Origin of the sequence: Brevundimonas diminuta 3F5N (genome assembly GCF_900163625.1) — a bacterium.
GTDB classification, from domain to species: Bacteria; Pseudomonadota; Alphaproteobacteria; order Caulobacterales; family Caulobacteraceae; genus Brevundimonas; species Brevundimonas diminuta_A.
In genome coordinates, this window is the sequence record NZ_FUIE01000079.1 from 16,070 (window position 1) to 29,702 (window position 13,633).

Below are 13,633 nucleotides of genomic sequence, written 5' to 3' on the forward strand. Positions count from 1 at the left end.
TCATGTATTCTATCCGTCGGGCGCGTCATGCGTCCCTGTTCGCCTTCGCGCTTTGCGCCATGGCTGCGCCCCTCGCCCAGGCTGAAGATGTCGACACCTCCCGACCCTATGCCGACGCCGGCGCAGACGCCTCGCCTTCGCCTACGGCGCTGAGCAGCGAAGACCGGCTCAGCTACACCACGGCCTTCGACGCCCTGCGGCGCGGCGACCTGGAGCTGGCCCGCGCCTCGGCGCGCCAGGCCAAGGACCGCGTCCTGCTGGGTCAGGTCGAGTTCGAGCGCCTGTTCCACCCCAGCCACGTCGCCAGCTATGACGAACTGGCGGCCTGGCTCGAGACCTACTCCGACCTGCCGATGGCCGAGCGGGTCTACACCCTGGCGATGCGGCGCCTGCCCGACGGCGCGCCCGAGCCCAAGCGCCCCGGCGGCCTTCTGACCCGCACCTGGGCCAGCCTGACCGGCCCCAGCGACGGCGGCGTCAACGACCCGGCCAAGGCCGCGCGCGTGGCCCTGAACAACGACGACCTGGCCGGCGCCTACGCCACGGGCCAGCAGATCGGCGACTGGTGGACCGCAGGCCTGGCCGCCTGGCGCATGGAGCAGCACGCCGACGCCTTCCAGGCCTTCGAGCACGTCGCCCAGGACCCGACCGAGGATCCCTGGGTCCGCTCGGGCGGCGCCTTCTGGGCGGCGCGAGCCGCGGGCCAGTCAGGCCGCCAGGACCGCGCCACCGAATATCTGCGCCAGGCCGCGCGCTGGCCGGCCACCTTCTACGGCCAGATCGCCCTGCGTCAGTTGGGCGAGGAGCCGGTGATCGAGAACCAGGGGCCCCGCCCCTATGAAGCGACGCTGCAACGCGCCTCCTTCACGCCCGAACCGATCGGCGTCGATGCGCGCGAACTAAACGCCTTTATCCGCTCAGACGAAGACGCCCGCCGCACCGTCGCCCTGTACGAGGTCGGCCGCCGCAACGACGCCGAACAGGCGGCCCGCAACGGCCTGCGCGCCGCCAGCGGCGACAGCGCCGCGCGCCAGATGTGGGTCGGCCTGTATCGCCTGGTCGCGCCTGGCCGCGCGGCCCAGTCCGAGGCCAGCCGCATCGACGCCGCCCGCTATCCGATGCCGGACCTGCAGCCGATGGGCGGCTTCACCATCGAGAAGGCCCTCGTCTACGCCATCGCGCGCAAGGAGACGGACTTCAACGCCAGCGCGCGTTCGGGCGCCGGCGCCTATGGCCTGATGCAGGTGATGCCGACCACGGCCGCCCACATGACCGGCGACCAGGGCTATGTCCGCACGCCCCAGCGCCTGCTGGACCCGGCGGTGAACATGAAGCTGGGTCAAGACTATGTGAACCGCCTGTTCCAGATCGAGTCCTTCCAGGGCGACCTGCTGAAGGCGGTGGCCTCCTACAACGCCGGGCCGGGGCCGATGCTGGCGGCGATCCGCAAGCTGGGCGCCGACGCCGATCCGCTGTTGCTGATCGAGACCATCGACGTGCCCCAGGCGCGCGAATACGTGGAGAAGGTCGTCGCCGCCTACTGGATCTATCAGCGCATGATGGGCGGGCCGGTGAAGACGCTGGACGCCGTGGCCTCGGGCGCGCGCGCCGTGCCGATCCGCCTGGATTACGTCGCGCCGCCCCCCGCGCCCTTGCAGGTCGCCGAGGCCGTGCTGGGCGGCGGCTCGCGCTGAGGCCCGCATTAAGGCTGAAGCCTCAGACCATCAGGGTCAGAAGCGACGTCCACACCAGGGCCATGACCACCGCCGCCAGAGCGTAGGCTCTGGCCGTGCGGCCCCAGTCGGTGTTCCTGCTGATCGCACGCATGGCTCCGCCCCTCCGAGAACAAGCTGAACTATAGGGACGCACTCTTAAACCAGCGTTCTCAGAATCAGTTAATCAACGTTAGATGACAGCGCCGCCGCCTCCCACTCGCGGAAATGCGGCTGGTCCAGCAGCGCGGCGACATAGGCGGCGGCCGTCCCGTCGTCGCCGTGCGCCGACAGGTCGATCTGGAAATGGCGCACCCGCGCCGCCACGGGCGTGAAGAAGGCGTCGGCGATCGACCAGTCGCCGAACAGCCACGGCCCGCCCGCGCCGAAGCGTTCGCGCATCTGCGTCCACAGCACGACCAGCCGCGCCAGATCGCGGTCCAGCCCCGGATCGGACGGCGCCTCGGCTCGCGCCTCTCCGGCCATCGGATGATCCGGCCCCATGCCGCACAGGTCGCGCAGGGCGTGGAAGCCGGAGTGCATCTCCGCCGTCGCCGAACGCGCCAGGGCGCGCGCGGTCGGATCGACCGGCCACAGCTTCGCCTCGGGATAGCGTTCAGCCGCCCATTCGCTGATGGCCAAAGTGTCCCAAAGGGTTTCGCCCTCGACCTTCAGCAGCGGCACGAAGCCCGAGGGCGACAGACGCCGCAGTTCCGCCTTTTCAGCCTCGGAGCGATACCAGACCTCGCGCGTCTCGAAGACGGCGCCTGCGCGCCTCAACACCAGCCACGGCCGCAAGGACCAGGTGGAGAAGAGGCGCGGTCCGACGATCAATTCCATGGCGAAGCTCCGAGGCTGTCGCCGCGATTAATGGCTGGAGGCGAGCTTCAGCACAACCAGGCCGCTGACGATCAGGACGGCGCCGATGACGCGCATCGGCGTGACCGGCTCGCCCAGGACGGCGATGCCGACAACAAAGGCGCCCACGGCGCCGATGCCGGTCCAGATCACATAGGCGGTGCCCAGCGGCAGCGTCTTCATCGAGATCGACAACAGGCCGAAGCTGATGATCATGAAGCCGATGGTGCCGATCGTCGGCCAGGGCTTGGTGAAGCCCTCGGACGCCTTCATCAGGAAGGCCCAGACGATCTCGAACAGACCGGCGAGAAGAAGGAAAATCCAGGCCATGACTTGCTCCCTTACATGGCAGGCCGGGTCGTCCCAGCGTCATGCCCAATGATGGGAGAGGTCGTCCTCTGAGCCCGCCTATCTGGGACAGGGGGTGCTGAAGTCAAGCCTTGCGCCCGCCTTCTTTTCTCGCAGGCGCAATATGCGGTCAAGTGGAAGCAAAATTGCCTCAGTGGGCGGGAGCAGGCGACGGTTCGCCCGCTCCCCTAGCCATTCCTTCCGGCCTTAGCGCATGACCCGCAGGGTCACGCCCACCGTGCGCGGCGCCCCCAGGAAGGCGCCCAGCGTGCCCGTCTGGAACGGGGCGCCGAAGGCCACCTGGCGGTAGTCCTGATCGAACAGGTTCCGGCCCCACAGCTCGACGCTCCAGGCGTCGTCCCGCGCCAGGGCGACGCGGCCGTCGACCAGCCAGAAGCCCGGCTGGCTCTTGGCCGGGTCCAGGTCCGATCCGGTGTTGTATTCCGACGAATATTTGGCCGCCAGGGTGACGCGGCCCGTCAGCCCTGCCGCCACCGGCCGCTCATAGGTTCCGGCCAGGGATCCGCTCCACAGGGGGGCGAAGTTCATCCGCTTGCCCGCCAGCAACGGCAGGCCCGGCACGGCGTCGTGGCCGTATTCCGTCTGGGCGTAGGTCAGGCCGCCCTGCAGCGACAGGCCCTCGAACGGCAGGAACATGAAGTCCGCCTCGACGCCCTTGGCCCGCACCTCGGGGATGGAGCGGACCAGGAAGGTCGTGCCCAGGAAGGTGTTCAGCTGGAAGTCGTCATAGGTCTGGCGGAAGGCGGCGGCCGAGACCAGCAGGCGCCGGTCCAGCAGCACGCTCTTCACCCCCGCCTCGAAGGCGTCGGCGCTTTCCGCCGGGAAGGCGCGCGAGGCGTCGGGGACCAGATTGGTCTGCCCCCGGTCCAGGTTGAAGCCGCCGTTCTTGCGCCCCCGCGACCATGAGGCGTAGAGGCGCACGCCCTCGACCGCCTTGAACTCGGCGCGGGCCATGCCGGTCCACGCCTCGTCCTTGACCGTCTCCGACTGGCTCAGACCGTTGAAGGCCGGGTTGGACCACGGCAGGCACAGAATGGCGTTGCGGACGCCGTTGGCCAGGGCGGCGGCGCAGGCGCGGCCGCCGTCGGTGTTGTGATAGGCGGCCGTCATCTCCTTCTTCTCATGGGTGCGGCGCAGGCCCCCGGTCAGGGTCAGGCGGTCGGTCACGGCGTAGGAGACCTGGCCGAACAGGGCGGCGCTGCGGGCCGTCTGCCAATAGCGGTCCAGCTGGCCCTCGCCCTCGACGAAGCTCGCGCCGACGGGCAGGCCGGTCAGTCCCGATACGAAGGTCGGATCACCCAGCGGGTTGGACGCCGAGCGCGACAGCAGGCGGCTAACGTAGCCTTCGTAGTCGGCGCCGTAGAACAGGCTGTCGCGGCGGGTCAGCTTCTCATCGGCGAAGAAGGCGCCGGCCGACCAGTCCAGCTTTCCACGCTGGCCCGACAGGCGGAACTCCTGCGTCAGGGTGCGGAAGCGGTTCGACCAGCTGCCGTCGTCCGGGCGATAGGCCAGATCGGCCGAGGTGAAGTCCCAGTCCTGACTGATGACGCCGCGCCAGTCGCGCACCGCAGAGGTGCTGTCCAGCCTTGCCCAGCCCAGGTCGGCGCTCAGGTGCAGGGCCAGGCCCTTGTCGCGGATGCGGGTGTTGGTGTCACGGTTCGAGTAGGCCACGCGATCCCACGGCTTCGGCGTCGCCGCGACGCCGCCGTCTGGCGCAAAGGTCGCCAGCAGAGGCCCGGTGGCGCCCGTGACCAGTTGCACGCCGACGCAGCAACGCTCGTCCCGCTCGGTCCAGTCGGCGGTCAAACGGGCGGTCAGGTTCGGCGTGGCGCGCCACAGCAACTGACCGCGCACGGTGTCATAGTTTTCGGTCTGATCGTCGGTCGAGGTGCGCGGGCCGTCGCCTGTCTTGACGGCATAGAGGCCGTCGCGGCGGCGCGCGGCGACATACAGCCGCCCGGCCAGAACCTCGTCCACGATCGGGCCGGTCAGGGAGACCGAGCCGCCGTGCGTCCCATAATCGCCGAAGGTCGCCTCGCCCGCCATGCGCGTGTCGAACGACGGTGCGGCGGTGACGACGTTGATGACGCCCGCGGAGGTGTTCTTGCCGAACAGGGTCGCCTGCGGGCCCTTCAGCACCTCGATGCGCTCGACCTCGCCCAGATCGCCCAGGGCGGCGCCGTTGCGGGGACGATAGACGCCGTCGATCATGACGCCGACAGAGCTTTCAACGCCCGGATTGTCGCCCACCGTGCCGACGCCGCGGATGCGGGCGGTGGTGAAGGTCTGGTTCGAGGTCGAGGCCACGATCAGGCCCGGCGCCAGGATCTGCAGATCCTTGATGTCGCGCACGCCGACGCCGTCCAGCAGGGGCTGGCTCGCCACCGTCAGCGACAGCGGCGTCGCCGCCAGGGGCGCCTCGCGCCGCTCGGCCGTCACCACGATCTCGGACACCTGGGTCGGCCCTGCGTCGACGGGCGCCTCGGCCAAAACAGGCGCGGCGAAAGCGAGCACGGACAAGGAGGCAGACGCGAGAGACGCGACGCGAACAGCAGAAATCATGGGAGGAAAAACCGCTTGGCGGAGCGACGGCGCAAGGCTTCGTCGCGGACTGTCAGCGGATGTAACAGCCCCGTCGGCGAGGCGGAACCCCGACCGACGATCATCAAACGATGACTTTCAGGCCCGCCCGGCCAGCGGTCCCGAGGCGCGCGGAGCGAAGCTGTGCTCCACTCGGCTGCGGTGCGGCGTCACGTCGTTGCGAACCGCGCCGCCGACGCGGCAAAGCTGCTCCAGACCCCGGCCGCCGCCCGCTTCGTGCGAAACGATGAGGTCCAACAGCCGCTCGGCTTCAGCCAGGCTGTCAGGCCGCTGGTCCAGCAGCCAGGCCTCGACCGCATTCAGGTCGGCCGTCAGGCCGCCGGCGCGCACGGACGCCTCGACCGCGCGGTTATTCCACTGTCGCAGCAGCGCCTGCGCCGCCTCCATCGACCATTTTTGAGCCATGACGCCCCTCCAGGGCGTAGCGCCGGTCGGCCTCGACCTCCCAGACGCCAAAAAATGCCGTCAGGCTGATGAGCGCCCAAACCGCCCACATCAGCGTGAAGTAAGCCCAGGCCAGGCGCTCATGCGCGAGGAAGGGCGCGAAATGTCCCAGCAGCCCGATCAATTGAAAGCTGGCGACCGACACGATCCACCAGCGCCCGGCGCGCTCAGCCAGCATCCACAAGCTGACGAAGAAGAGGACATCCACCACGAAGATGCCCACATAAACGCCGTTCCAGTTCAGATCGAAAGCAAGCTGCGACAACAACGGAGCCACGATCATGGCCAATGTCGCCAGCCGATCCGCCGCACGCCCCCGCCACAGCAGAAGCGGAAAGGCGATGGCGTTGGCCGTCAGCAGAATGATCTGAACAGGATGCATCAGACGATCTCCAGCCGTTCGCTCTGCAGAGCGTTCGACCCGCTACTCACACGACGAAATTCTAAGCTTGATGGATCATGCACAGCTCCAGCGACGATAACGTCACGCCAGGCTGTGAATCATCTCCAGAACGGGATTGATCAGGCTGGCTCCAACCACGGCGATCATGAGCCAGGCCAACGCCCAGAGCAGGATCAGCCACAATACGGAGCCGCCCATTTTACGCGGGCGACGCCACTCGTTCAGCGCAATGTAGCGCCGATAGAGCGCGCCCCCCGGCGCCTTCCCGTCCTCGAGAAGTCCGACAGGAGCCTCGCTGACGCCCCTATCTGCCTTGATCGGAAGAGGCGGCGACATTGCGATCGATTCCCCTGAGTAATGATCACTCAGGAGCCGCGCCGCCTGGATGCGGTTGGATACGCCCAGCTTTTCATAGGCTCGGTGCAGATGGTTCTGAACCGTTCGGGGCGAGAGATTCAGCTCCTGCGCGATCTCCTTGTCGCCCAGACGGCTGGCGGCGAAGCGCAGAATTTCAAGCTCGCGCGGCGTCAGACTGTCGATGGGCGAAGGGCTGTTCACAATTGGTGACTATCTACCGGACCCGCCTGGCGTCCAGTCCTCCCGCCCTTAGCGGCGCCGATCCGTTGCAAGTGTCGCAGCCAAACGACACAACTGACGCGCGATCGGCATTTTGATTGCGTCCGCCCAGGCTCACGACGCAATAGGGAGATCGTTTGAGACCGGGGGATTGAATAGATGATGCTGGCGCTTCTGATGGGCGGGCTGGGGCTGATCGTCGGCAGCTTCCTGGGCCTGGTCAGCCTGCGCCTGCCGCGCGGGGAGGATATCGTGATCAGCCGGTCGCAGTGCGGCGGCTGCGGGCGGCCGCTCAAGCCCTGGCGGATGATCCCGGTAGTCAGTTGGGCGCTGTCGCGCGGCAAGTGCAGCGACTGCGGCGCCGTCATTCCCCTGCGCTATCCCTTGATCGAACTGGCGTCCGGCGCGGTCGGCGTCTGGGCGACCCTGTGCTTTCCCGATCCGGCCTGGGCCTTGGCCGGGGCCGTGCTGGGCTGGCAGCTTCTGTTGATCGCCGTGATCGACGCCGAGCATTTCTGGCTGCCCGACGCCCTGACACTGCCCCTGTTCCTCAGCGGCCTGTTCGCCGCCGTGGCCCTGGACCCAGCGAACGTCCAGAGCGGACTGAAGTGGTCGCTGATCGGGCCGCTGAAGGCGCCCCTGATCGGGGCGGCGGCGGGTTTCGGCGGGCTGTGGCTGCTGGCCTTCCTCTACAAACGCCTGCGCGGACGCGACGGCCTGGGCGGCGGCGACCCCTTTCTACTGGGCGCGATCGGCGCCTGGGTCGGATGGATGGGCCTGCCCAGCGTGCTGCTGTGGGCGTCCCTGACCGGCCTCAGCCTGGTGGCGGCCAAGCTCGTGCTGCGTCGCCCCGTGACCGCCACCGACCGCCTGCCGTTCGGCGTCTTCCTGGCCGTCGGGGCCTGGCTGACCTGGCTCTATGGTCCGTTGGGGCTGGGCTTCGGCGCCTAGAGCGACAGCAGGTCCGACCAGCGCCAGCGCCCGCCGCCCAGCGCCACGCGCGGCGCGCCCGGCTGATCGCTGAGCGTCAGCAGCACATAGCCGTTCACCGTCTCGGCCTTGCAGGCGCGAGACGAGAAACCAACCGTCACGGCGATGGCCTGGCGCACCCCGGCCAGCCCCTTGCCCTCTTCGCCGGGGCTTTGCAGCCAGTCGCCGTTCCACATCAGGATGGCGCGGCCCGAGGCGCCGGAAGTGCGATAGGCTTGGCCGATGGCGGCGTTGATGCGCGCGTCGTTGCGCAGGGCGTCCTGGATGCGCTTGACCATGTCGCAGCCCTGCCCCGAGCCGCCGCCCACGCCCGAACCGGACCCGCCGCCGCTGCCGCCGCCTTCAGAACCTGCGCCGGGCGACGCGCCTGCGGGCGGTTCGGAGGCTGCGCCTGCGCCGAAGCCGGAACCTGCGCCCGCCGCGCCCGTGCCGGTCCCCGCTCAGACGCCCGAAAAGGCGCGACGCTCCGCGCCTACGCCGCCGACGCCGCGGCCCAGCCGCCCGACGCCGCGTCCGACGCCGGTCGAGCCCCTGCCCATCTCCGCGCCGGAGCCCAGCGTCTCCTTCGTCCTGCTAGGCGAGGGGGCTCTGAGCGGCGCCCTGACGGCCGATCAAGGCGCGGGCGGCGTCGGGCGGCTGGGCCGCGGCGTCGGCGGCGTAGGCGCGGAGCGTCGCGCCTTTTCGGGCGTCTGAGCGGGGACCGGCACGGGCGCGGCGGGCGCAGGTTCCGGCTTCGGCGCAGGCGCAGCCTCCGAACCGCCCGCAGGCGCGTCGCCCGGCGCAGGTTCTGAAGGCGGCGGCGGCGGCGGAGGCTCCGGCGGGTCGACCAGCATCACCTCGACTGCCGGCGGAACCGGAGCCTCCGGCGGCCGTTCAACCGGCGCAGCAATGATCAGCGCCAAGACCAAACCGTGCGCGATCAGGCTGGCGACGATCGGGCCGGCCTTGTTCCGATGGCGGCGAGGCCCCGCCTTCACCCCAAGGCTCCCCAAGCCTTGCCGTCATGGGCCTTGCAGTTGTTGACGGCCCCAAACACCAAAGCTTTCAATAGATTCTCCTCGCCCTTTGATATTCGATAATGGTCATCCCAGCACGTCAGGAAAATGGCGCCAACAAGCCAGACCATAAATCGGCTCAAAACAGCAAGAACGTCGATTATTGAAATTTTTTTACAGTCAAGCTGAACCTTTTCACTTCTTCGAGCGTCTTTGCTCCGCCGTTTTGCAACCGACACCGGTGCGGCGCGTAAACATCCCCCGGGGTTGGGCCGGGCATGAAGGAGACTGAATTTGATCAAATTGGCATCTAGGACCGCTGTCATCGGCGCCGTCGCCGTTCTTGGCGTCGCCGTCAGCGGCTGCGCCAGCCACCGGTTCGTCCGCGACAACGTCCAGGTCGTGAACGAGCGCGTCGACGGCGTCGACGCCCACGTCACCCAGGTGGAAGGCACGGCGGGCGAAGCCCTGGCCCGCGCCAACGCCGCGCACAAACTGGCCCAGGGCAAGTTCCTGTATGAGGTCGTGCTGTCGGACGACTCGGTGAAGTTCCCGGTCAACCACACCGAACTGTCGCCGGAAGCCGAGCAGCGCCTGGCCGAACTGGTTCAGCGCCTGCGCGCCGAGAACGCCAACGTCTATCTGGAAATCCAGGGCCACACCGACTCGACCGGCAACGACCAGATCAACGAGCGTCTGGGCCAGGAGCGCGCCGAAGCGGTGCGTCGCTTCCTGAGCGATCAGGGCATCGCCCTGAACCGCATGGCGACCATTTCCTACGGCGCCGCCAAGCCGGTCGCGCCGAACAACACCCGTGAAGGCCGCGCCCAGAACCGCCGCGTCGCCATCATGGTTCTGGCCTAACGGCTGAAGGCTTTCGCTCCGGCCTCCTGCCCCGGCCGGAACGAGAAACGGCGGCGTCCCGCAAGGGACGCCGCCGTCGTCGTCTTCAGTTCAAGACCGTCGTCAGGCCGGATCGGCGCCGACGAAGGTCATGAAGCGCGCCGGCGCGCCCGCGCCGAAGCTCATGACGTCATAGCGTTCGGGCGCATATCCGGGCGCCTCCATGCCGGGCGAGCCGGTCGGCATGCCGCCCACGCCGATGCCGCGCGCTTGGCCGGGGTTTTTCAGGAAGGCCTTCACGCCCGCCGCCGGAACGTGGCCCTCGATGACCTTGCCGTCGATCACCGCCGTATGGCAGCTCCACAGCGACTGCGGCACGTTCAGGCGCTGCTTCACCGGGACCAGTTCGTCGGTCGCGATCACATTCACCTCGAAGCCCGAGCGCCGGATATGATCGACCCAGCCGCCACAGCAGCCGCAGGAGTCGCTCTTGTAGACGGTCATCTCGGCGGCTTCGGCGGGCCGGGCGAAGCCCTCGGCCAGGAACACGCCGCCGCCGACGGCCAACGCCCCGACCGCGATCGCCGCCAGCTTAACAGGCATCTTCATCTTCAGTTCTCCTGAACGGGATAGCCGGCCGCCGCCAGGGCGTCGGACAGGGATTGCGCGGTCGCCGTCGTCTCGACCTCGACCCGGCGCGCCGGGACGTCGGCCGTGATCCTGGCCGCCGGATCGACGGACAGGACGGCTTTTTCCACCGAGGCGACGCAGCCGCCGCAACGGATTTTCGGGATGTTGAGCGAGATCATGACGATGCTCCTTTTCTTGGTACGCGACAGTTCATTGGACCCCTTGCCATCATAGGAAGGTCAAGCGGTCGCACCGGCTGCATCCTGCGACGGATCGCCCGCCAGGTCGGACAGGATCGGGCAGTCCGGCCGCTCGTCCCCGGCGCAGCAACTGGCCAGATGGCGCAGGGTGTCCGCCATCTCGCGCATCTCGAGGATGCGCGCGTCCAGGTCGATCAGGTGCTTCTCGGCCATGGCCTTGACCTCGCGACTGGGCCGGGCGTTGTCGCGCCACAGGGACAGCAGGCGGCTGATCTCCTCGATCGAAAAGCCCAGCCCCCGCGCCCGGCGAATGAAGCGCAGATCGTTCAGATCGCGCTCGGAAAAGTCGCGATAGTTGCCATCCGTCCGGTCCGCCGGACGGATCAGCCCCTGCGCCTCATAATAACGGATCATCTTGGCCGTGACGCCGGTCGCCTGGGCGGCCTTGCCGATGTTCATCACGCGGCTCCCTTCACGCTGTTCGAACCGATATGGGGCTTGAAGGCGCGCAGTCGCAGGGCGTTCAGCACCACGCTGACGCTGGACAGGGCCATGGCCCCCGCCGCCAGCATGGGCGACAGCATCAGGCCGAAGACCGGATAGAGAACCCCCGCCGCCACCGGGATCAGCAGGACGTTGTAGCCAAACGCCCAAGCCAGGTTCTGGCGGATGTTGTTCATCGTCGCCCGCGACAGGCCGATGGCGCTGACCGCACCGCGCAGGTCGCCGCCCGTCAGCACCACGTCCGCGCTCTCGATCGCCACGTCCGAGCCGCCGCCGACCGCCAGACCCACGTCCGCCGCCGCCAGAGCCGGGGCGTCGTTCACCCCGTCGCCGACGAAGGCGACCTTGCGCCCGCCCGCTTTCAGTTCTTCGATCACGGCCACCTTGCCGTCCGGCATGACTTCCGCGTGGACTTCATCAATGCCCAGACGGCGCGCCACGGCGGCTGCGGTGCGACGGTTGTCGCCGCTGATGACCGCCACCTTCAGCCCCAGCTCGTGCAGGGCGGCGATAGCCTCGGCCGTCGTCGCCTTGACCGGATCGGCCACGGCGATGATGGCGGCCAGTCGACCGTCCACGGCGGCGTAGAGCGGCGTCTTGCCCTCGTCGCCCAGACGGGCCGCCGCCTCGGCGAACATGGCCACGTCGCAGCCCAGCTCGGCCATGTAGCGGTCGGCGCCGACGGCGACGCGCGCCCCGTCGACCAGACCCGTCACCCCCTTGCCCGGAATGGAGGCGAAGTCCTGCGGCTCGACCACCGTCACGCCGCGCGCCTCGGCCGCCGCGACCAGGGCGCGGGCCACCGGATGCTCGGAGCGTATCTCCAGCGCCGCCACCTGGGCCAGCACGGTCGCCTCGTCAAAGCCCTCGGCCGTGACCAGATCGGTCAGCGTCGGCTTGCCTTCCGTCAGGGTGCCGGTCTTGTCGAAGGCGACGACCTCGACGCCCTGCAGGGCCTGAAGCGCCTCGCCCTTGCGGAACAGTACGCCCAGCTCCGCCGCCCGGCCCACGCCCACCATGATGGAGGTCGGCGTCGCCAGACCCATGGCGCACGGGCAGGCGATGATCAGCACGGCCACGGTCGCGACCAGGGCCATGCCCAGCGCCGGGTCGGGTCCGAACAGGAACCACACGGCGAAGGTCAGGGCGGCGATGCCCATGACCACCGGCACGAACCAGCCCGTCACCTTGTCCACCAGCGCCTGGATCGGCAGCTTGGCCCCCTGCGCCGCCTCGACCATCTTGACGATCTGGGCCAGCACGGTCTGCGAGCCGACCTGGCGCGCCTCGAAGCGGAAGGCGCCCGTGGTGTTCAGCGTGCCGCCCGTGACCTCAGCGCCGGCGGTCTTCTCGACCGGGATCGGCTCGCCCGTCAGCATGGATTCATCGACGAAGGAGGCGCCGTCCGTGACCACGCCGTCGACCGGCACCCGCTCGCCGGGGCGCACCACGACCACGTCGCCGACCTTAACCGCATCGACGGCCACGTCCTGCTCGACCCCATCGCGCACCACGCGGGCGGTCTTGGCCTGCAGCGACATCAGGCGACGGATCGCTTGCCCCGTGCGGCCCTTGGCCCGCGCCTCGATCCAGCGCCCGACCAGGATCAGGGTGACGATCACCGCCGCCGCCTCGAAATAGATGTTGGCCGTGCCTTCAGGCAGCCACTGCGGCGCAAAGGTCGCCACGCTTGAGAAGGCCCACGCCGCTGTCGCGCCCAGCACGACGAGGGAGTTCATATCCGGCGCCGCGCGCAGCAGGGCAGGCACGCCTTTACGGAAGAAAACGGCCCCCGGCACGAACAGCACGAAGGTAGCCAGCACGAAACTGATGACCTTCCAGTTGAAGGCGCCGATCGTCTCATTGACCCAGTGGTGCATCCCCGGCACGAAGTGCGAGCCCATCTCCAGCACGAACAGCGGCAGGGTCGCCGCGCCCGCGATCAGCACGGCGCGGCCCAGCTTTTTGATCTCGGCGTCGCGGGCGGCCTGTTCGCGGTCGCTGGCGTCTGGTCCGGCGTCCTCGGGCGCCTCCAGCACATAGCCGGCCTGTTCGACGGCGGCGGCCAGATCCTGGAACGTCGTCGCTCCCGACAGGAAGCGCACCGTCGCCCGTTCGGTCGCCAGATTGACGCTGGCCGACAGCACGCCCGGCACGGCGGCCAGCGCCTTTTCGACCCGGCCGACACAGGAGGCGCAGGTCATCTCCCGCACGGGATAGACGACCTCCTCCTCCATCGGTTCATAGCCCGCGCTCTTGATGGCGGCGGCGACGGCGGCGGCGGAACCGTCGGGCGACAGCGACACCTGCGCCCGCTCGGCGGCCAGATTGACCTGCGCTTCGGTCACGCCCGGCACGGCGCGGATGGCCTTTTCGACCCGGCCCACGCAGCTGGCGCAGGTCATGCCCAGGACGGGCAGATCCAGTATTTTCAAGCCTTCGGCGGCCATGACGTCGTCCTCGTAAACCTTTGACGACGACACCTCTAAACCTTCCCATCAAGGGAAG

Annotated in this window: 16 protein-coding genes; 4 read left to right on the top strand and 12 right to left on the bottom strand. The window is 68.7% G+C overall.

Features of this window, described 5'->3' with window-relative positions; translation table 11 throughout:
• Positions 1 to 2 precede the first annotated feature (2 nt).
• Complete coding sequence (locus FM111_RS13795; RefSeq protein WP_087141500.1) at positions 3 to 1,694, top strand: lytic transglycosylase domain-containing protein; 1,692 nt, start codon at positions 3 to 5, stop codon at positions 1,692 to 1,694.
• Positions 1,695 to 1,895: 201 nt separating this feature from the next.
• Here FM111_RS13795 and FM111_RS13800 read toward each other — a convergent pair whose 3' ends face one another.
• From FM111_RS13800 to FM111_RS13825, 6 genes are all read right to left on the bottom strand, one after another.
• Positions 1,896 to 2,552, bottom strand: coding sequence for a glutathione S-transferase (locus FM111_RS13800; RefSeq protein WP_087141501.1), 657 nt, complete (start codon positions 2,550 to 2,552; stop codon positions 1,896 to 1,898).
• A 27-nt stretch (positions 2,553 to 2,579) separates the two neighbouring features.
• Positions 2,580 to 2,900, bottom strand: a complete 321-nt coding sequence (locus tag FM111_RS13805) for a DMT family transporter (RefSeq protein ID WP_087141502.1) — start codon at positions 2,898 to 2,900, stop codon at positions 2,580 to 2,582.
• 225 nt (positions 2,901 to 3,125) lie between these two features.
• On the bottom strand, positions 3,126 to 5,501 hold the full coding sequence (locus tag FM111_RS13810; RefSeq protein WP_087141503.1) for a TonB-dependent receptor: 2,376 nt from the start codon (positions 5,499 to 5,501) through the stop codon (positions 3,126 to 3,128).
• 117 nt (positions 5,502 to 5,618) lie between these two features.
• Positions 5,619 to 5,945, bottom strand: coding sequence for a hypothetical protein (locus FM111_RS13815; RefSeq protein WP_256968312.1), 327 nt, complete (start codon positions 5,943 to 5,945; stop codon positions 5,619 to 5,621).
• Positions 5,890 to 6,366 (bottom strand): hypothetical protein, encoded by a 477-nt coding sequence (locus FM111_RS13820; protein ID WP_256968313.1) that lies wholly within the window; start codon positions 6,364 to 6,366, stop codon positions 5,890 to 5,892. Before FM111_RS13820 ends, FM111_RS13815 begins: the two co-directional genes overlap by 56 nt.
• Before the next feature lie 102 nt (positions 6,367 to 6,468).
• Positions 6,469 to 6,945 carry a helix-turn-helix domain-containing protein gene (locus tag FM111_RS13825; RefSeq protein WP_256968315.1) on the bottom strand — a complete coding sequence of 159 codons (477 nt, stop codon included), beginning with the start codon at positions 6,943 to 6,945 and terminating at the stop codon, positions 6,469 to 6,471.
• A gap of 177 nt (positions 6,946 to 7,122) precedes the next feature.
• On the opposite strand from FM111_RS13825, the gene FM111_RS13830 reads away from it, so the two are divergent.
• Positions 7,123 to 7,914 (top strand): prepilin peptidase, encoded by a 792-nt coding sequence (locus tag FM111_RS13830; protein WP_306299156.1) that lies wholly within the window; start codon positions 7,123 to 7,125, stop codon positions 7,912 to 7,914.
• Here the strand turns inward: FM111_RS13830 and FM111_RS13835 are convergent.
• A complete protein-coding gene (locus FM111_RS13835) occupies positions 7,911 to 8,231 on the bottom strand; it encodes a hypothetical protein (protein WP_088410203.1) in 321 nt (106 codons plus the stop codon). The two genes, FM111_RS13830 and FM111_RS13835, sit on opposite strands and share 4 nt — an antisense overlap.
• Here FM111_RS13835 and FM111_RS16415 point away from each other — a divergent pair.
• Entirely contained in the window at positions 8,230 to 8,646 is a 417-nt protein-coding gene (locus FM111_RS16415) for a hypothetical protein (protein ID WP_087141506.1), read from the top strand. The two genes, FM111_RS13835 and FM111_RS16415, sit on opposite strands and share 2 nt — an antisense overlap.
• Positions 8,647 to 8,926: 280 nt before the next feature.
• Here FM111_RS16415 and FM111_RS16250 read toward each other — a convergent pair whose 3' ends face one another.
• Positions 8,927 to 9,250, bottom strand: a complete 324-nt coding sequence (locus tag FM111_RS16250) for a hypothetical protein (RefSeq protein WP_143276130.1) — start codon at positions 9,248 to 9,250, stop codon at positions 8,927 to 8,929.
• Between the two features lies 1 nt (position 9,251).
• Between FM111_RS16250 and FM111_RS13845 the strand changes: the two genes are divergently transcribed.
• Positions 9,252 to 9,812 (top strand): OmpA family protein, encoded by a 561-nt coding sequence (locus FM111_RS13845; RefSeq protein WP_087141544.1) that lies wholly within the window; start codon positions 9,252 to 9,254, stop codon positions 9,810 to 9,812.
• A 102-nt stretch (positions 9,813 to 9,914) separates the two neighbouring features.
• Here FM111_RS13845 and FM111_RS13850 read toward each other — a convergent pair whose 3' ends face one another.
• From FM111_RS13850 to FM111_RS13865, 4 genes are read right to left on the bottom strand one after another with little or no spacing between them, the layout of a single operon-like run.
• Positions 9,915 to 10,400: a DUF411 domain-containing protein gene (locus FM111_RS13850; RefSeq protein ID WP_087141507.1), complete on the bottom strand. Its 486-nt coding sequence runs from the start codon at positions 10,398 to 10,400 to the stop codon at positions 9,915 to 9,917.
• Positions 10,401 to 10,402: 2 nt separating this feature from the next.
• Entirely contained in the window at positions 10,403 to 10,600 is a 198-nt protein-coding gene (locus FM111_RS13855) for a heavy-metal-associated domain-containing protein (protein ID WP_087141508.1), read from the bottom strand.
• 60 nt (positions 10,601 to 10,660) lie between these two features.
• A complete protein-coding gene (gene cueR, locus FM111_RS13860) occupies positions 10,661 to 11,080 on the bottom strand; it encodes a Cu(I)-responsive transcriptional regulator (RefSeq protein WP_087141509.1) in 420 nt (139 codons plus the stop codon).
• Entirely contained in the window at positions 11,080 to 13,575 is a 2,496-nt protein-coding gene (locus FM111_RS13865; protein WP_087141545.1) for a heavy metal translocating P-type ATPase, read from the bottom strand. Before FM111_RS13865 ends, cueR begins: the two co-directional genes overlap by 1 nt.
• Positions 13,576 to 13,633 lie beyond the last annotated feature (58 nt).